Source organism: Streptomyces sp. NBC_00663 (assembly GCF_036226885.1).
In the GTDB taxonomy this organism is placed as follows: Bacteria; Actinomycetota; Actinomycetes; order Streptomycetales; family Streptomycetaceae; genus Streptomyces.
Map to the genome: position 1 here is coordinate 980276 of NZ_CP109027.1, position 16892 is coordinate 997167.

Below are 16892 nucleotides of genomic sequence, written 5' to 3' on the forward strand. Positions count from 1 at the left end.
CGACGCGACCGACCCGCCCTCGCCCCTCCCGGAGCTCACGTCATGCCCGACGTCTCGATCGTCCTGTTCACCTCCGACCTCCGCCTGCACGATCACCCGCCGCTGCGGGCCGCGAACGAGGCCCGTCAGGTGGTGCCCCTGTTCGTGCGCGACCGGGGCGTGACGGACGCCGGGTTCGCCGCGCCGAACCGGCTGGCGTTCCTCGCCGACTGTCTGCGGGACCTCGACGCGGGCCTGCGCGAGCGGGGCGGTCGCCTGGTGGTCCGCGACGGCGACGTCGTCGAGGAGGTCTGCAAGGTCGCCACCGAGACGGACGCCGACGAGGTGCACATGGCGGCCGACTTCAGCGCCTATGCCCACCGGCGCGAGCAGCGGCTCCGGCGCGCCCTGGAGACGGAGGGCCGCCGCCTGCACGTCCACGACACCGTGACCTCGGCCGTCGCACCCGGCGCGGTGACCCCGGGCTCGTCCGACCACTTCGCCGTCTTCACCCCGTACTTCCGGCACTGGAGCGGCGTACGGCTGCGGGAGCCGCTGGCCGCGCCGCGCGCGCTCCTGGTCCCGGACGGTGTCGGCTCGGAGCAACGGCCCACGCGCGACGGGCTGTCGGGGGTCTCGCAGGGGCTGGCCGCCGGTGGGGAGGCCGCGGGCCGGAGCCGGATGACGTCCTGGCTTCGAGGCGTCGGCGCGTACGAGGTCCGCCACGACGATCTGGCCGGCGACGCCACCTCCCGCCTCTCCCCGCATCTGCACTTCGGCACCCTCTCCCCGGTCGAACTGGTCCACCGGGCGCGCAAGGCCGGCGGCCCGGGCGCCGCGGCCTTCGTACGACAGCTCGCCTGGCGGGACTTCCACCGTCAGGTCCTCGCGGCGCGCCCGGACGCCGCGAGCGCCGACTACCGCACGAAACGCGACCGTTGGCGGTCCGGGCGGGCCGCCCGCGAGGACGTCGAGGCCTGGAAGGAGGGCCGCACCGGCTACCCGGTGGTCGACGCGGCGATGCGCCAACTGCGCCACGAGGGCTGGATACACAACCGCGGCCGCCTCCTGACCGCGAGTTTCCTCACCAAGACGCTGTACGTGGACTGGCGTGAGGGCGCCCGGCACTTCCTGGAGCTGCTGGTCGACGGCGACATCGCCAACAACCAGCTCAACTGGCAGTGGATGGCGGGCACCGGCACGGACTCCCGCCCCAACCGGGTGCTCAACCCGGTCACCCAGGCCAAGCGGTACGACCCGGACGGCGCCTATGTACGGCGCTGGGTGCCTGAACTGGCGGACCTGGACGCCCCGTCGGTGCACGAGCCGTGGAAGCTCCGCGGCCTGGACCGGGCGGCGATCGACACCTACCCGGACCCGATCGTCGACCTCTCCGACGGCCTCGCCCGCTTCAAGCGGGCCCGCGGGCTCGACTGACGGGCGAGGCCCCGCAGGAGACGTCCCTCAAGATCCGCTTCCGGCGGCGGCCAGCAGCTCGACCGCGTCCTTCAGGGCCGTCGGCCGCAGCATCTCGCGTGCCGCCGAGCCCGACCAGCCGGGTCCGCCGAGCATCACCACGGGCTGCCGGCGGGCGCCCTTCACGCCCCAGCGGGTGGCGGCGACATGGCGGGCGAGCGGCAGGTTCGCGGTGGAACGCGCCTGCGCCCACAGGAACACGGCCGTGGGACCCAGGCGCCGCACCGCGGCGGTGAGCGCCTCCCCCGGCACCGCCGCGCCGAACATCCTCGTGGGCAGCCCCAGTTCACCCAGCGCGGCATTGAGGGCTTCGAGCGGCAGGGTGTGCTGTTCCCCGGGAACACAGGCCAGGACGACGGGCCCGGCCGTGAGCGCCTCCGCTCGCTGCGGGGCGGCGGGGGTGCTGCGGCGGAGCACGGTGGAGACATGCCAGGACAGCAGGTGTTCGACCTCGACGTAACGGTCGCCGGAGGACGCCCACTTGCGCCCCACCGCGTGCAGGGTGGGCATCATCACCTCCTGCCAGGCGGCGACGACGCCGTACTGTTCCACGGCGGCGCCGAGAAGCTGGTCGACAGCGGGGGCGTCGAGCCGGACGGCGGCGCGCGCCAGACCCCGGCACTCCTGGCGCACGTCCCCGAGCGGCAGCGTGCCGGCCGCCCGTGAGCGCGGCGACTCCCGTGTGGACGCCTGAGGCGCCGGCCGCGGTGTGCCCGTACCGGAACGGGCGGCGCGGGCGGCTTCGGCGGGCGGCACACCGGACGAGGTCAGCCGGCACATCGTCTCCAGGAGCCGGACGTCCTGAGCGCTCCAGCGCCGATGCCGTCCCTCGTCCCGCACGGCGGGTCCGATGCCGTAGCGGCGGTCCCAGGAACGCAGCGTGGTGGGCGACACGCCCAGCCGCCGGGCGACCGCGCCGGTCGTGAGCGGTGCGTCGACGGTCCGGGAGGTCCGCTCGGGCTGTTCCGCGGGAGCTCGGCGCGCGGACGACTCACTCATGACGCGACTATACGACGCACAACCGACGCAAGTTGATGACCTTGGCCGCCGGCTTCCACGATGGGTCCACCGGGCCGAGTTCCCGAGTTCCCGGGGGGCGTTCCGAAGGGTGAGGAGCCGTCGCCATGAACGAGCAGAAGATCACCGCGCCCGCGACCACCGCGCCCGCAGCCATCACGCGCCGGTGGGCACCTGTGGAAGGGGCCCTAGCCGACGAGGAACTCGCCCGCCGGCTCGTGGCGGGCGACGAGGCGTGCCTGACGGAGGCGTACCGACGGTGGTCGGCCCTGGTGCACGCCCTGGCCCGGCGGTCCCTGGGCGATGCGGAGGAGGCCGCCGACGTGACCCAGCAGGTGTTCCTCGGGGTGTGGCGCGGACGCCGGGGCTTTCGCCCGGAGCGCGGGGAACTCGGCGGCTGGATCGTCGGCATCACCAGACGCAAGATCGCCGACGCGCTGTCCGCCCGGACCCGACGCACGGACCTGGTGACGGCCGTCGGCTCGTCGTCCGCGCTCGCCGCCCCCGCCGCCGGGCGCCCCGAGGTGGTCCTGGACCGGGTCCTCGTCCAGCACGAGCTGGTGCGGCTGCCCGCCGCCCAGCAGCAGGTGCTGCGGCTGGCCTTCTACGCGGATCTGACGCAGACCCAGATCGCCGAGCACACGGGCTGGCCGCTGGGCACCGTGAAGAGCCATGCCCGGCGCGGACTGTGTCGGCTGCGGGGGCGCCTGGAGGCGGAAGCCTTCGTCTGAGATCCGGTCCACCGCGTCGGTACGTCATTCGACGCGGAAACGCTGCGCACCTCGCGCATACGGTCCCCTGTTCCGTGGCGGCCCCCGGGGAGAGTCGGTGCTTCCCGGGGGCCGTCACCTCCCCACTCACCTCTACACATAAAGGAAAAATAAGAGCAGAATGTACGCAGGCGGCGCTCACCGCACACCGCACCAGACGCGGTCAGCCTGCGAGTCAGAAGGAGACGAGTCATGGCCAACGTCTCGCCCACCAGAGGTGACATGACCAGCCACCCCGATGTTCCCGAAATGCGGGCCCGGTACGCCCGTATGCTCGGCGGTCGCGATGTGGCGCTCGTGGACGGACCGGTGTTCCTGCTCGGTCTGTACTGCGCCGTGTCCCCCTGGATCCTCCACTACACGACGAGCCAGCCCGCCCTCGTGACGCACAACCTCATCGTCGGCATCGCGATCGGCCTGCTCGCCCTGGGCTTCACCCAGACCCCCGAGCGCATGTACGGCCTGAGCTGGGCGTTCTGCGCGGTCGGTATCTGGATGATCATCGCCCCATGGGTGGTCGGCGACAGCCCGGACACCGGTGTCGCACTCAACAACATCATCATCGGCGGCCTCGCCGTGATCCTGGGGCTGTTGTGCACCAGCGCGGCGGCGAAGAGCACCCCGAGGACGTGACAGCACTGACGGAAGGACGACATGACGGCCGGCCCGCGTCGAGCGGACCGGCCGCTTCGCACACCGCTCAGTCGCCCGGCACCAGCCACGGCTCCTGAGGCAGCGGACTGCCGGTCTCCAGCAGCGACTTGAGGTTGGACAGCACCGCCGGCCAGCCCTGGGACACATCGCTGAGCGCGCCCTCGTCGGGCAGGTCCTCATGGGTCACGGTGAGGCGGACGATGTCGCCGTGCGGCCGGATATCGAAGGTGACCCGGGAGTACCGGTCGTCCCGCCCCTCGTCCTCGGGCGCGGCCCAGCTGGTGACGAGGCGGTGGGGGCGGTCGCTCTCCACCACGGTGCCGATGACGTCGGCGACGCCGGAGCCGTCCGTGCGGACGTGTTCCCAGCGGGAGCCCCGCTTCCAGTCGGAGACATTGCGGTGGCCCCAGTAGGCCGCGGTGAGGTCCGCGTCGGTGAGCGCGTCCCAGACCTTCTCCGGGGTGCTCCGGATGTAGGTGACGTACACATACGTGGGCTTGTCGGTCATGGCTTCCTCGGCTCGTCGTTTCACGGCGCCGAGCGCGCTCAGGCGCGGGCGCTCGAACTTGTCGATCCACCGCTCCTGGATCTCATGGAGCGGGACCGGGTTGAGGTAGTGCAGCTTCTCCCGACCCCGCCGCACCGTGCTGACCAGGTTGGCGGCCTCCAGGACGGACAGATGCTGGGTCACCGACTGGCGCGTCATGGCGATGCGCTCGCACAGCTCCCCGAGCGTCTGGCCGTTCTGCTCGTGCAGCCGGTCGAGAAGCCGTCTGCGCGTGTCGTCGGCCAGCGCCTTGAAGACCTGGTCCATCCCGGGGTCGCTCTCTGATCGCACACCCCAAGTTATGCAGGCAATTACCTGCATGTCAATGGTGACCGATTTGAGCCATATGAGCCATGCGCCTGTTACATGACGTATGGGGGCCTTTGATGAACGGTCCGTAGCTTCGAACGCGTCGGAACGAACCACCACCGAAGGACACCGAACTGATGCGTGCCCCCCGCACCCTGCGCACCGCCCTCGTCGCCGCCGGCGTCACCGCCGCCCTCGGCGTCTCCGCGGCAGGAGCCGTCGCCCTCCCGAGCCACGCCGCCGCCGGAACGGCCGTCAGCGCACCGGCCCACCACAACACGAAGCGGGTCCACGTCAAGACGGTGAAGCTCGCCGACAAGGTGTCCCGGGCGAAGGTCTACAAGACCGCCAAGCACCACTACCAGGCGGAGATCTGGGCCAAGGGCGTGAAGCACGGGACCCTGTACGCCACCGGCAGGACCGCCCACGCCAACCACAACGGCCTCCACGTGTCGCTCACCGCGAACGGCAAGGTCACCTCCTGGGTCGAGCGGGCCAAGCCGAAGCCCAAGCCGAAGCCGGTGGTCAAGCGCGTCCTCGTCTCCTCCCAGACGCTGGCGGACGGCACCTCGACAGCGAAGATCTACAAGCTCACCGGCAGCCACCACCAGGCCGACATCTTCGCCGACGGCAACCGGCTCGACACCCTCGACGCCAACGGCCGCGCGGCGTACGGCCAGAACAACGGGCTGCATGTCGCCCTCCAGCCGGACGGCCTGCTGACGTCGTGGGTCGACGAGGCCCCGGACCCCGACCCGACGCCGCTGCCCGACGACTCCACCCAGCCGCAGCCCGCCCCGGACGCCTCGGACTCACCGAACACGGCGCCCACCCCGCCGACCGGCGACACCCAGCTCCCGGACATGCCCGCGCCCCACACCCCCTGACCACCCGGGCCCAGACACAACCGGCGGCCCCACACCCCTTGCCCCCGGCGCGCCGCGGAGTCCCCCGAGGGGCTCCGCGGCGCGCTGTCAGCTCAGCCGCGCGCCCAGTTCCCGGCGATGCCGGTCGACCCACTCGTACGCGGCCCGCACCTCTTCCACGGCTCCGCCCTCCCGCAGCCCGACCATGGCGGGTTCGCCGCGCTCCGCCCCGGCCTCGATGCCCTTCCAGCACCGGTCCTGCCACCACAGGACCGCCTCCACCAGCCCGCCGCCGTCGGTCAGCCCGTAGGCGTCCCGGACGAGCCGCATCCGACGCGCGGTCTCGGCCACGTCCGTCACCCCGGGCCCTAGATCCAGGTACTGCCAGCAGACATGCGCCACGTCCTGCACCCGTTCGCCGGGCGCCGCGAGGTCCCAGTCGATGAAGGCCAGCGGTCGCCATCGGGCGCCCTCGACGGCGTAGACGGTGTTCTTGGGCGCGAGGTCGTGGTGACAGACGACGTCCTGGTCGCCGGCCAACGGCGTGCCATGGGTGAGGTCGTGGAACTCCCGGACCAGCCGGGCGACCCGGACGAGCGCCGCGTCATCACGCGCGGCGGCGCGCTGTTCCGAGGTGACGGCCGCCCGCCCCGCCAGAAAACCGAGCGTCTCCCGGCCCTGCTCGTCCATACCGAGGAACCGCGGCGCACCCCGCCAGCCCCGCTCCTCGAAGAACGTCAGCAGCTCGCGCGTGTAGGCCGATCCGGCCGACGGGGTGCGGCGCACGGTCGACCCGATCCGCACCGCGCCGCTGACGGCTCCGCCTCCCAGGTACGTCTCCTCCACGAAATGCAGTATCCGGCCCTCGGTGCCGCCTGGCACGCTCCCCTCATGGATCACTCCGAGGTGCTGCTCATCGGCGGACGGGCCGGCGTCGGGAAGACGACCGTGGGCTGGGAGGTGTCGGCGCGGCTGCGGGGCGCGGAGGTCGCGCACGCCGTGATCGACGGGGACTTCATGGGGGCGGTGCATCCCGCGCCCGCGGACGATCCGCATCGGGCCCTCGTCGCGGAGCGCAACCTCACCGCGGTATGGGCGAATTACGCCAGGCTCGGGTGTCGGCGGCTCGTCTACACCAACACCGTGTCCGTGCTCGACGAGGCGACCGGCATGTGGCGGCGGGTCATGGGGGACGACGTACGGATCGTACGGGTCCTGCTCACCGCCACCGACGAGACCGCCGGACAGCGGCTGGCCGGGCGGGAGTTGGGGTCCGAGTTGGAGCAAGAGCTGCTCGGCAGCGCGCGCAAGGCGCGGTTGCTGGACGAGCGTGCGCCCGCCGACACCTTGCGGGTGGTGACCGACGGGCGCACGGTGATCGACATCGCGGCCGAGGTGGTGGCCTCGACCGGATGGGCCGGTGCCAAGGTCAGCTGACGTTGAGCGCCGTGTCGTCGATGACGAACGACGTCTGGAGCGTGGAGCCCTCCGTGCCGGTGAACTTGAGGGTCACGGTCTGGCCCGCGTAGCTCGCCAGGCTGAGGCTGCGCTGGGTGTAGCCGCTCGCGGCGTTGAGGTTGGAGTAGGTGGCCAGGGTGCCGAGGACCGTGCCCGAGCTGTTGAGGACCTGCACCTTGAGGGTGTCGTAGGCGGTGCTGGTGGTGGTCTCGGCGGTGTCGACGTGCAGAGCGAAGCTGAGCGTGGCGGTGGTGCAGGCCGAGGGGATGGTCACCGACTGCGCGAGCGTGTCGGTGTGCGCGGAGCCGTAGCCGTCCAGCCAGGCGTAGTACGCACCCGAACGGGCGGACTGACTGCTGGAGTTGGTGATCACGCCGCTGCTGGCGCTCCAGGTGGTGTTGCCCGACTCGAAGCCGTTGTTGCCCAGGAGTTGGGCCGCGGTGCAGGTGGAGCCGCCGCCACCGCCGCTGCTTCCGCCGGTGAGCCATTCGGTGGCGTTGAGGGCGAGGGCGGCGTTGGTGGCGCCGGAGTCGTTCCAGCCGTCGTAGAGCGTGTTGCCCGACTGGCCCGTGCCGTCGTCAATGGGTGAACTGTCTCCCCAGAACGCGACCCGGCCGCTGCCGAAGGTGCTGGTGGCGAAGAACGCGCCGGTGTTGCCGGAGTAACCGGTGCGGTAGAGCAGGCCCTTGACCGACGCGTTGTCCGCGGGCTTGAGCGTGGCCGTCGTACCGCTCGCGATCAGGCTCTTGGTGACCGTGCCGAAGGAGCCGTGCAGCACCGCGCTGCTGCTGTCGCTGATCGCACTCGGGTAGTCGGAGCTGATGCTCAGCGAGTCGATGGAGAAACCGAACGGGTCGGTGGAGTCGACGCTGTTGTTCGTCATCAGGTCGTTGAGGATCTCGACCGCGTCCTCACCGTCGTTGTTGCGGTCGGCACCGGTGTGGTCGGAGATCATGAACAGCCCGCCGCCGTTCTTCACGAAGTTCATGATCGCCGTCTTCTCGGCAGTCGTGAACAGCGTGTTGGGCTCCGGCAGGACGAGCGTGTCGAAGTTCGCCAGATCCTGGGCGCCGGAACCGCCGTAGGTGAGGCTGGAGCCGGACGGCAGTGTCTTCAGGCTGTAGTCGCCGCTCTTCTGAAGGGCGACACCCCAGGACGACAGGGCGCCGGTCCAGTCGGTCTCGGAGGACGGTGAGGAGTCCTGGCCCAGCGGGTCGGGCTGGCTGGTGGAGACGATCCAGTCGGCGTTGCCGGCCGTCTCGGCGTGGGCGTTGTCGAACAGGACCCGGTGGGGGGTGGCCGCGGCGGCCGGGGTCACGGTGGCCGCCTGGACGGCGGCGCCCGTGGCCAGCAGGCCGAACACGGTGACAGCGGTGGTGAGTCTGTGGCGTGATCTGGGCAGCTGGGGCATCCGGCTTACCTCCGTGTGGGGTTGGGGCAGAAGCGGGTGCGGGGCCATGGCTACACGCGTAGACGCAGGGCAGTTCTGCGCGCGTAGAACTGCGGCCGCACGACTGACCTGCGACCGTCGAATTGAAAGGTACATGGCAGCCATGACACTGAACAGACGTCCCTTCGAACACTGGGCCAACGCTTGACTCGGCGTTGGCCGTTGGTTGAAACGGCACGGACTGTCCCCGGCTCCCGGGGGCATTCGAACGAGTGCGGGGGCCTTGAGAGGAGGGGCTGAGATGGAGATCTCAGGAATCATCAGCGCCATAGTGATCGGCATCGTCATCGGCATATTGGGCCGGCTCGTGATCCCGGGCCGGCAGCGCATCGGCATCCTGCTGACCATCCTCGTCGGCATCGTGGCCGCACTGCTCGGCTCGGCGATCGCGGCGGGGCTGGACGTGGCCGACACCAACGGCGTGGACTGGATCGAGTGGCTCATCCAGATCGGCCTCGCCGCGGTCGGCGTCGCCGCCCTGGACCGGACGAGGGCCCGCCACTGACCGGAGGCGAACGGTCGATAACTCGTTGCGGACACGATCGGGCGGCAGCTAGCTTCGGCTGGCTCGCCGCCCGAGCCGGACGCGGACCAAAGTCCGTCGTCCCGCGTAGGGCTCAGGCGGGCTCGCCGCCCGAACCCGACCGTGACGGAGTTCCGTTGACCCTGCGTATCGTCCCGCTGACCGACCCCGCCTCCGGTCCGTCGAGCCGCCGTCTGGCCTGGCTCGCCTCCGCCGCAGACGGGGCACCGGTCGGATCCGCCTTCCTGCGGCTGTTCACCAAGGAGGGCCAGGAGCACCTCGCGGAGCTGGAGATCGCCGTGCACCCCACCGAGCGACGACAGGGTGTCGGCACCCGGCTGCTGGACGCCGCGGTCGCCGCAGCCCGGGACGAGGGGCGACGATCAGTGATCGCCCAGGCCGAACAGGGCTCCGCCGCCGACGAGTTCCTCGCCGCGCGGGACTTTCGCCGGGTGCTGGCTCTCACGTACGCCAGGCTCACGCTCAAGGACGTCGACCCCGCCGCCATCGCCGAACCGCCGCGTCCCGGCTATGAGCTGACCGAGTGGGACGGCACCGTCCCCGCCGAACTGGCCCAGTCCTACGCCGACTCACGCCGGGCCATGGACGACATGCCCATGGAGGGCACCGACTACGGCACGGTCGTCTGGGACGTGGAGCGCGTGGTCGCCGCCGCCGAGGCCGTCGCGCGGCGCGGGGATCTGCTGCACACCGTCGCCGCGGTGGACACCACGGACGGAACGATCGTCGGCTTCTCCGAGCTGGTCGTGCCGGGCGACGGGCTCGGGGACGGCCAGCACTACGGGACGGCCGTCCTGCCGGAGCACCGGGGCCGCGGACTGGCCCGCTGGATGAAGTCGGCGTCCGTCCGCCGGGCCCGGGAGCGGCACCCGGATCTCGCCGGGCTGCTCACGGACACCGCGGACAGCAACGCACCCATGCTCGCCGTCAACGCGGCCCTCGGGTACGTGCCCACGCACCAGGCGGTGGAGTACCAGCTGGACCTCTGAGTCAGCGCCGGCCCGCCCGCAGCGCGGCGAGACCCTCACGGGCCGACGGGTACACCGGCGTCCAGCCCAGCTCCCGCTCAGCCTTCGCGATGGACACCCGCAGCGTCGACGCCATGATGGCGTGCGCGTACGACATCGGCCGCATCATCCACAGCGGTACGTTCATCGGCTTCGGCACCCCGAACTCCTCGGCCACGGCGAGGAGATGGGCCCGGAACCCGAGAGGCGTGCGGTCGGCGACGTTGTACGCCTGGCCGGGCCGGCCGTGCTCGACGGCGGCGACCATCGCACGGCCCGCGTCGCCCAGCTCGATCCAGGGCACGACGTGACCGTGGTCCGCGGGGGCGGGCAGTTGCCGCTTGCGCAGCATGGGCAGCAGGTTCTCGGTGCCGCCGGGGCCGTAGAACGCGCCGTAGCGCAGAGCCACGCCCTCGAGACCGGGGGCCTCGAAGGTCAGTTGCTCCTTGGTGCGCATGCCGGCGAGGTGCCGCTCGAACTCCGCGTTCGCGCCGCGCGGTCCGAAGGTGTCGTCCTCGGTGAGCTCCCGGTCGCCGTGGTCGCCGTAGCCGTAGCCGAAGACCATCGACTCCGCGACGAAGCGGCGGGCGCCGGTCGCCTGTGCGGCCTCGATCAGATGGGCGGTGCCCTCGATGCGCAGGGCGTTGGTGGCGTACATGTCGCGGTGCCGCAGGGGCGCCTTGCTCAGGGCCGTCACCGCGTGGATCACCGTGTCGAAGTGCTGGCCGTCGACGGCGCGGAGCACGGCGTCGCGGTCCATGAGGTCGGCCCGCACCCCGTTGTCCCGGCCGCGGCCGAGCCCGGTGACCTTGTGGCCCGCCTCGGTGAGCGCGTGGGTGATGTGCCGGCCGAGGACGCCGCTCGCGCCCGCGAGGAGGATGCTCTGGCTCCGGCCTCTGTCGTTGCTCTGGTTCGTCGTCATGTCTGTGCGACGGATCGGGCGGACGCGGATGTGACATCCCTGCCCATGTGCGCTACGTCACGGCGTGTAGAGGTACGGCGTGGTGGTCGTCAGGGGCTCGAAGCCGAGGCGCTCCAGGATGGGGCGGCTGGTGCTCATGGCGTCGACCTGGAGGTAGCGGTAGCCGCGCTCCGCGGCCTCGCGGGCCCGTACGGCGACCAGGGCACGGTAGATGCCGCGCCCGCGCCAGGCCTCGACGGTGCCGCCGCCCCACAGCCCGGCGAACCGGGTGCCGGGCACCAGCTCCATCCGGGCGGCGCTGACGGGCGTGTCCCCGGCCAGGGCGACGACGGCGACCACGGTCTCGGGGTCGGCGGTGAGCTGGGCGAGCAGCTGGTGGCGCAGCCGGGTGCTGTCGGTGCCGAAGGCGGCCTCGTGCACATCGGCCACGAGGTCGACGCCGGGCCGGTCGGTGACCGGCAGGATCCGGATGCCCTCGGGCGGCTCGGCGTCCAGGGTGAGGTCGTTGACCTCGCCGATCATCAGGGTCTCCTCGGGCTGCGCGGTGAACCCGGCCGTGCGGAGCCGCTGTCCGAGGTCCACGGGCAGGTCGTGTCCGTAGAGCTTCCACTCGAACTCGTGCCCGAGTCCGGAGAAGTAGGCGATCTGCTCGGCGATGGCCGCGTCGGCGCCGCTGTCGTCGAGATCGGACCAGACCACGCCGTTCCAGCCCTGCGCGGTGGAGACCTGCCGGACCACCTTGCCGGTCCGCTCGATCCGGGACTCCGGGCTGTCCGGCTGTGCGCCCTCGCGCATGTCCCGGTCGTACAGGGCGAGCACCGCGGCATGATCCATGGGTTCACTCCAGCACCAGGAAGCACCCGGGGCAACACCTTTACGGGCCATGATGGTCCGGGTGCATCGCTGGGACGCCGGGTCGAGGAGGGCCGTACGCCATGGTCGTGAAGGACGGGGAGCTGTCGTATCTGCGCCGCTGCGTGGAGCTGGCCGCACAGGCACTGGAGGCCGGGGACGAGCCGTTCGGTTCGGTCCTGGTGGGCGGGGACGGCACAGTGCTCGCCGAGGACCACAACCGGGTGGCCTCCGGGGACCGCACCCGGCATCCCGAGTTCGAGCTGGCGCGCTGGTCCGCGGCCCGTATGACGCCCGAGGAGCGGGCGGCGGCGACCGTGTACACCTCCGGCGAGCACTGTCCGATGTGCGCGGCAGCGCACGCCTGGGTGGGCCTCGGCCGCATCGTGTACGTGGTCTCGTCCGAGCAACTGGTGGGCTGGCTGACGGAGTTGGGCGTGCCCTCGGCACCGGTGCGGGCCCTGCCGGTGCGGGAGGTGGCGCCGGACGTCGTCGTGGACGGGCCGGTGCCGGAGCTCGCGGAGGAGGTGCACGCGCTGCACCGCCGCTTCCACCGGCGGTGACGCCCCGTGGCCTCGGGATGCGCCCGTACGGGTGGGATGCCTACGATCGGAAAGGATCCCGGACCAGGTAGGACGGCCCGGTCTCCTCCACAGGGGGAGGCGCTTGCCTTTGCTGCCGGCACACCGGCTGATGACGGCCTACATCATCGCGGTCGCCGTCGCCACCATCGTCTATCTGACGGTCCCCAGCGCGCGCACGCCGGTGTGGGCCGTCATCGGACTCAGCGGTGTCGCCGCCGTACTCATCGGTAGCCGGCTGCACCGTCCCGCGCACCGCTGGCCCTGGTGGGTGCTCGCCGCCGGTCTGCTGACCTTCACCGCGGGCGACACGTACTACAACGTGCTGGAGGACTACTTCGACGCCTCCAACCCGTTCCCCTCCCCCGCGGACGCCTGCTATCTCGCCACCTATCCGCTCTTCGCGATCGGCCTGTCCGGGCTGGTCCGCTACCGGTGGTCGGGGCACGACCTGCCGAGTCTGCTGGACGCCCTGATCCTGACCAGCGGGCTCGCGCTGCCGGTGTGGGTGTACCTGGTGCAGCCGCTCACCGAGGTGGACGGGCTGACCTGGCAGCAGCGGGCGATCAGCGTCGCCTACCCCCTCGGTGACGTGCTCGTCCTCGCCCTGCTGGCCCGGCTGCTGACACCGAGCCCGGTCGACGGCCACAACCGGTCGGTGCAGCTGCTGGTCGTCGGCACCGCCACGCTGCTCGGCTTCGACATCGCGTACGGCTTCCTCCAGCTCAACGCGATGTGGGAGACCGGCACCCTGCTGGACACCGGGTGGATCGTCTTCTACACGGCGTGGGGTCTGGCCGCGCTGCATCCCTCGATGGTGAAGCTGACCTCGGCCGTCCCGCAGAAGGTGTCCCTGCTCCCCCGGCCGCGCCGCCTGATCCTGCTGGCCGTGGCCACGCTCATCGCGCCGGGCATCCTGCTCTACGAAGGGCTGAGCGGCTCGCCCCACCACGCCGCCGTCATCGCCGCCTTCTCCAGCGTGCTGTTCCTGCTGGTCATCCTGCGTCTCGCGGGCATCGTCGTGGTCCACCGCAAGGCGGTGGTCCGCGAGCTGGCACTGCGCCGGGCAGGGGCCTCGCTGGTCTCCGCGGTCCGGCAGGAGGAGGTCGCCCGGTCCTGCGAGACGGCCGTCGACACCCTGCTCGGCCCCGCGGTCCGGCACCGCACCCTGCTGCTGCCGGCCGAGCGGGCCACGGAGTTCGTCCCCGGGGGCAGCCGCATGGTGCCCCGCGGCGAGCTCGGCCCCGACATCGCCACCGGCCTGGCGGGCCTGCCCGCCGTCCTCGCCTGCCCGATGACACCGCCCGACCGGCCGGCCGCCCAGATCCCGGGGGTCCTGCTGGTCGCCGGGCCGCCCCAGCCGCTGCACGAGACCCGCGCCTCGCTGGAGATCCTCGCCTCGCACGCGGGCCTGGCCGTCGAGCGGGTCGCGCTGCGCCAGGAGATCATCCGCCGGGAGAGCGAGGCCTACTTCCGCACCCTTGTGCGCAACGCCTCCGACGTCATCCTGATCGTCGAGGACGACAACACCATCCGGTACGCCAGCCCGTCCGCCGCCTCCGTCTTCGGTGGCGCGGAACTCGTCGGGGCCTCGCTGCCCGACCTGGTCGATCCCCGTGACCGCCACCGCGCGGCCCGGGAGCTCCAGGGCGTACGGGAGAGCGGCCCGCGGGCCGCCCACGACCACTGGTGGGTGCGGCACCGGGAGGGCCGGGTCGAGGTGGAGGTGCGGTGCAGCGACTTCCGGGACGAGCGCACCGTCGCCGGGCTGGTGGTCACCCTGCGGGACGTCACCGAGCAGCGGCGTCTGGAGCACGAGCTGACCCAGCGGGCCTTCCACGACTCCCTCACCGGCCTGCCCAACCGGACCCTGCTTCTGGAGCGCATCGAGCGGGCCCTGCTGCGCGGCCGTCGCGAGTCCTCCCTGACCTGTCTGCTCTTCATCGACCTGGACGACTTCAAGCAGGTCAACGACACCCTCGGTCACTCCGCGGGCGACCATCTGCTGATCGCCGTCGGCAGCCGGCTGGCCAAGGCGCTGCGGCGCACCGACACGGCGGCCCGGCTGGGCGGCGACGAGTTCGCCGTGCTGATGGAGGACGCCCGCGAGCCGCTGGACGCGGAGCTGCTCGCCGCGCAGGTGATCCAGACACTGACCCGGCCGTTCGAGCTGGGCGAGGAGTCGGTGACGGTGTCCGCGAGCGTCGGGGTGGCCACGGCCCGGGACAGCACGGACGCGGAGGAGCTGCTGGGCCACGCGGATCTCGCGCTGTACGCGGCGAAGGCGGCGGGCAAGCGGCAGTGGCGGCGCTTCCAGCCGCTGCTGCACACGCGCATGGTCGAGCGGCACGATCTCCAGAGCCGGCTCGCCCGGGCGGTCGCCGGAAAGGAGTTCGCGCTGCGCTACCAGCCCGTCGTGGACATCACCGCGGGCGAGGTGGTCGGCTTCGAGGCGCTGGTGCGCTGGCCCTCCCCGCGCCACCGGCCGGTGTCGCCGGAGCAGTTCATCTCGCTGGCAGAGGAGACCGGGCACATCGCGGTGCTGGGCTCCTGGGTGCTGGAGAACGCGGTGCAGGACATCGCGGGGCTCCAGCGGCTGCCGGGGCCGGGCGAGCCGCCGTACGTCAGCGTCAACGTCTCCGCCCGGCAGTTCCGCGACGCCGGGTTCGTCGACCAGGTCGGCGAGGCGCTCAGGACGCCGGGGCTGGCGCCGGGATCACTGCAACTGGAGCTCACCGAGACGTTGTTGCTGCGTCACGACATCCAGATCCAGGGGGTGCTACAGGCGCTCAAGGAGCTGGGCGTGCACATCGCCGTGGACGACTTCGGCACCGGTTTCTCCTCGCTGCGCTATCTGCGGGACTTCCCGATCGACGTACTGAAGATCGACAAGACGTTCATCGACGACATCACGCACGACCCCCAGCAGGTCGCCCTCGTGGAGGGCATCGTGCGCATCGCCGACACACTCGGGATGCAGGTGATCGCGGAGGGGATCGAGGAGCCCGGGCAGCGGGATCTGCTGCTGGGCATGGGGTGCCGGTTCGGGCAGGGCTATCTGTTCGCCCGGCCGATGACGGTCCAGCAGAGCGAGCGGGTACTGCGGGAGCGGGACGGGGTACGGCGCGCGACGGTCACCGACGGCGCGCCCGCCGCCCCCCGCAGGGCGCCCGTGCGCGGCGAGCGGGCGGTGCGCTGGGCCGACCTGGAGCATCTGCGGCGCACCAGCCTCATGACCGACGCCGTCCTCGACGAGGTACGGGGCCGGCACATCCGCAGCCGCGGCCACTGGCTGATCGACTTCGCCTCCTGCAACTACCTGGGCTTCGACTGGGATCCTGAGATCGCCGCGCGGATCGAGCCCATGGTGCGCCGCTGGGGCACCCACCCGAGCTGGTCGCGGCTCATCGGCAGCCCGCGGCCGTATCCGGAGATCGAGGAGCGGCTGGCCGAACTCCTGGGCGCGCCGGACACGTTGCTGCTGCCGACGCTGACGCTCATCCACTCCTCGGTGATCCCGGTCCTCGCCGAGGGCGGTCATGTCTTCGTCGAGGCGACCGCGCACCGGACCGTCTACGACGGCTGCGTCGTCGCCCGCGGCCAGGGCGCCACCCTGCGCCGCTTCCACGCCGAACGCCCCGAGGAACTGGACGCGTTGCTGGCCGCGGTGCCCGGCAGTGGGCCCCGCCTGGTGTGCCTGGACGGCGTCAACAGCATGAGCGGCAACGTGCCCGACCTGCCCGCGCTGGCGGCCGTGTGCCGGGGCCGGGGCGCGACGCTGTACGTCGACGACGCGCACGGGTTCGGTGTCATCGGGGAGCGCGCCCCCGACGAGTCCTGCCCGTACGGTTCACGCGGCAACGGCGTGGTGCGGCACACCGGGGAGTCGTACGACGGGATCGTGCTCGCCGCCGGTTTCTCCAAGGCGTACTCGTCGCTGCTGGCGTTCCTCGCCCTGCCGACGGAGCTGAAGGGCCGGCTGAAGACGGCCGCCGCCCCCTACCTCTACTCGGGCCCGTCACCGACCGCGTCCCTCGCGACCGTGCTGGCCGGTCTGGACGTCAACGAGCGTCGCGGTGACGGCATCCGGGCCGAGCTGTACCGCAAGACGGTCCGGGTGCTCGACCATCTCGACGACCTGGAGGTGCGCACCCTCAACACGGACCGGCTGCCGATCCTGGAGATTCCGCTGGCGGACCCGTCCGACCTCGACGCGGTCGCCGCGTTCCTGTGGGAGGAGGGCATCTATGTCACGCTCGCCGCCTATCCCCTCGTACCGCGTGACCGGGTCGGCTTCCGAGTCCAGATCACGGCCCTCAACTCCGACGAGGACATCGAGCGGCTCACCGCGACCCTGTCGCGGCTGACCGCGCGGTTCCGGCTACGGGCGAAGGAGTGAGAGGGCGATGACCGAAGGGTTGAGGCGGCGTTGGCCGAAGGGTCGAGGCGGCGACGGTCGA

At 71.8% G+C, this 16892-nt stretch carries 15 protein-coding genes; 9 read left to right on the top strand and 6 right to left on the bottom strand.

Annotation, left to right across the window (positions count from 1 at the left end; genetic code table 11):
- Positions 1-42 precede the first annotated feature (42 nt).
- Entirely contained in the window at positions 43-1416 is a 1374-nt protein-coding gene (locus OG866_RS04605; protein WP_329332114.1) for a cryptochrome/photolyase family protein, read from the top strand.
- A 27-nt stretch (positions 1417-1443) separates the two neighbouring features.
- On the opposite strand, the gene OG866_RS04610 is transcribed toward OG866_RS04605, so the two are convergent.
- Positions 1444-2454 (bottom strand): MerR family transcriptional regulator, encoded by a 1011-nt coding sequence (locus tag OG866_RS04610; RefSeq protein ID WP_329332115.1) that lies wholly within the window; start codon positions 2452-2454, stop codon positions 1444-1446.
- 125 nt (positions 2455-2579) lie between these two features.
- Here OG866_RS04610 and OG866_RS04615 point away from each other — a divergent pair, with 125 nt between their 5' ends.
- A complete protein-coding gene (locus OG866_RS04615) occupies positions 2580-3203 on the top strand; it encodes a sigma-70 family RNA polymerase sigma factor (RefSeq protein ID WP_329332116.1) in 624 nt (207 codons plus the stop codon).
- 231 nt (positions 3204-3434) lie between these two features.
- Positions 3435-3875 (top strand): SPW repeat protein, encoded by a 441-nt coding sequence (locus OG866_RS04620; RefSeq protein ID WP_329332117.1) that lies wholly within the window; start codon positions 3435-3437, stop codon positions 3873-3875.
- Positions 3876-3942: 67 nt separating this feature from the next.
- Here the strand turns inward: OG866_RS04620 and OG866_RS04625 are convergent, their stop codons facing one another.
- A complete protein-coding gene (locus OG866_RS04625) occupies positions 3943-4710 on the bottom strand; it encodes an ArsR/SmtB family transcription factor (protein WP_329343914.1) in 768 nt (255 codons plus the stop codon).
- Between the two features lie 179 nt (positions 4711-4889).
- On the opposite strand from OG866_RS04625, the gene OG866_RS04630 reads away from it, so the two are divergent.
- On the top strand, positions 4890-5639 hold the full coding sequence (locus OG866_RS04630) for a hypothetical protein (RefSeq protein ID WP_329332118.1): 750 nt from the start codon (positions 4890-4892) through the stop codon (positions 5637-5639).
- An 87-nt stretch (positions 5640-5726) separates the two neighbouring features.
- On the opposite strand, the gene OG866_RS04635 is transcribed toward OG866_RS04630, so the two are convergent.
- On the bottom strand, positions 5727-6500 hold the full coding sequence (locus OG866_RS04635; RefSeq protein ID WP_329332119.1) for a phosphotransferase family protein: 774 nt from the start codon (positions 6498-6500) through the stop codon (positions 5727-5729).
- 9 nt (positions 6501-6509) lie between these two features.
- On the opposite strand from OG866_RS04635, the gene OG866_RS04640 reads away from it, so the two are divergent.
- Positions 6510-7055 carry a hypothetical protein gene (locus OG866_RS04640; protein ID WP_329332120.1) on the top strand — a complete coding sequence of 182 codons (546 nt, stop codon included), beginning with the start codon at positions 6510-6512 and terminating at the stop codon, positions 7053-7055.
- On the opposite strand, the gene OG866_RS04645 is transcribed toward OG866_RS04640, so the two are convergent.
- Positions 7048-8487, bottom strand: coding sequence for a hydrolase (locus OG866_RS04645; protein ID WP_329332121.1), 1440 nt, complete (start codon positions 8485-8487; stop codon positions 7048-7050). The two genes, OG866_RS04640 and OG866_RS04645, sit on opposite strands and share 8 nt — an antisense overlap.
- Positions 8488-8767: 280 nt before the next feature.
- Here OG866_RS04645 and OG866_RS04650 point away from each other — a divergent pair, with 280 nt between their 5' ends.
- Positions 8768-9031, top strand: a complete 264-nt coding sequence (locus tag OG866_RS04650) for a GlsB/YeaQ/YmgE family stress response membrane protein (protein ID WP_329332122.1) — start codon at positions 8768-8770, stop codon at positions 9029-9031.
- Between the two features lie 155 nt (positions 9032-9186).
- Positions 9187-10059 (top strand): GNAT family N-acetyltransferase, encoded by an 873-nt coding sequence (locus OG866_RS04655; protein ID WP_329332123.1) that lies wholly within the window; start codon positions 9187-9189, stop codon positions 10057-10059.
- A 1-nt stretch (position 10060) separates the two neighbouring features.
- Here OG866_RS04655 and OG866_RS04660 read toward each other — a convergent pair whose 3' ends face one another.
- Complete coding sequence (locus OG866_RS04660) at positions 10061-10999, bottom strand: NAD-dependent epimerase/dehydratase family protein (RefSeq protein ID WP_329332124.1); 939 nt, start codon at positions 10997-10999, stop codon at positions 10061-10063.
- A gap of 57 nt (positions 11000-11056) precedes the next feature.
- Positions 11057-11833 (bottom strand): GNAT family N-acetyltransferase, encoded by a 777-nt coding sequence (locus OG866_RS04665; RefSeq protein ID WP_329332126.1) that lies wholly within the window; start codon positions 11831-11833, stop codon positions 11057-11059.
- 101 nt (positions 11834-11934) lie between these two features.
- Between OG866_RS04665 and OG866_RS04670 the strand changes: the two genes are divergently transcribed.
- Together OG866_RS04670 and OG866_RS04675 are read left to right on the top strand one after the other, a co-directional pair.
- Complete coding sequence (locus OG866_RS04670; protein WP_329332127.1) at positions 11935-12414, top strand: nucleoside deaminase; 480 nt, start codon at positions 11935-11937, stop codon at positions 12412-12414.
- Positions 12415-12544: 130 nt separating this feature from the next.
- Positions 12545-16831 carry an aminotransferase class I/II-fold pyridoxal phosphate-dependent enzyme gene (locus OG866_RS04675; protein WP_329343916.1) on the top strand — a complete coding sequence of 1429 codons (4287 nt, stop codon included), beginning with the start codon at positions 12545-12547 and terminating at the stop codon, positions 16829-16831.
- Positions 16832-16892: the final 61 nt, after the last annotated feature.

Excerpts from the sequence above, each read along its gene's own strand:
- OG866_RS04605 (WP_329332114.1), top strand. The coding sequence starts at position 43 with ATGCCCGACGTCTCGATCGTCCTGTTCACCTCCGACCTCCGCCTGCAC.
- OG866_RS04610 (WP_329332115.1), bottom strand. The coding sequence starts at position 2,454 with ATGAGTGAGTCGTCCGCGCGCCGAGCTCCCGCGGAACAGCCCGAGCGG.
- OG866_RS04615 (WP_329332116.1), top strand. The coding sequence starts at position 2,580 with ATGAACGAGCAGAAGATCACCGCGCCCGCGACCACCGCGCCCGCAGCC.
- OG866_RS04620 (WP_329332117.1), top strand. The coding sequence starts at position 3,435 with ATGGCCAACGTCTCGCCCACCAGAGGTGACATGACCAGCCACCCCGAT.
- OG866_RS04625 (WP_329343914.1), bottom strand. The coding sequence starts at position 4,710 with ATGGACCAGGTCTTCAAGGCGCTGGCCGACGACACGCGCAGACGGCTT.
- OG866_RS04630 (WP_329332118.1), top strand. The coding sequence starts at position 4,890 with ATGCGTGCCCCCCGCACCCTGCGCACCGCCCTCGTCGCCGCCGGCGTC.
- OG866_RS04640 (WP_329332120.1), top strand. The coding sequence starts at position 6,510 with ATGGATCACTCCGAGGTGCTGCTCATCGGCGGACGGGCCGGCGTCGGG.
- OG866_RS04645 (WP_329332121.1), bottom strand. The coding sequence starts at position 8,487 with ATGCCCCAGCTGCCCAGATCACGCCACAGACTCACCACCGCTGTCACC.
- OG866_RS04650 (WP_329332122.1), top strand. The coding sequence starts at position 8,768 with ATGGAGATCTCAGGAATCATCAGCGCCATAGTGATCGGCATCGTCATC.
- OG866_RS04660 (WP_329332124.1), bottom strand. The coding sequence starts at position 10,999 with ATGACGACGAACCAGAGCAACGACAGAGGCCGGAGCCAGAGCATCCTC.
- OG866_RS04665 (WP_329332126.1), bottom strand. The coding sequence starts at position 11,833 with ATGGATCATGCCGCGGTGCTCGCCCTGTACGACCGGGACATGCGCGAG.
- OG866_RS04670 (WP_329332127.1), top strand. The coding sequence starts at position 11,935 with ATGGTCGTGAAGGACGGGGAGCTGTCGTATCTGCGCCGCTGCGTGGAG.
- OG866_RS04675 (WP_329343916.1), top strand. The coding sequence starts at position 12,545 with ATGACGGCCTACATCATCGCGGTCGCCGTCGCCACCATCGTCTATCTG.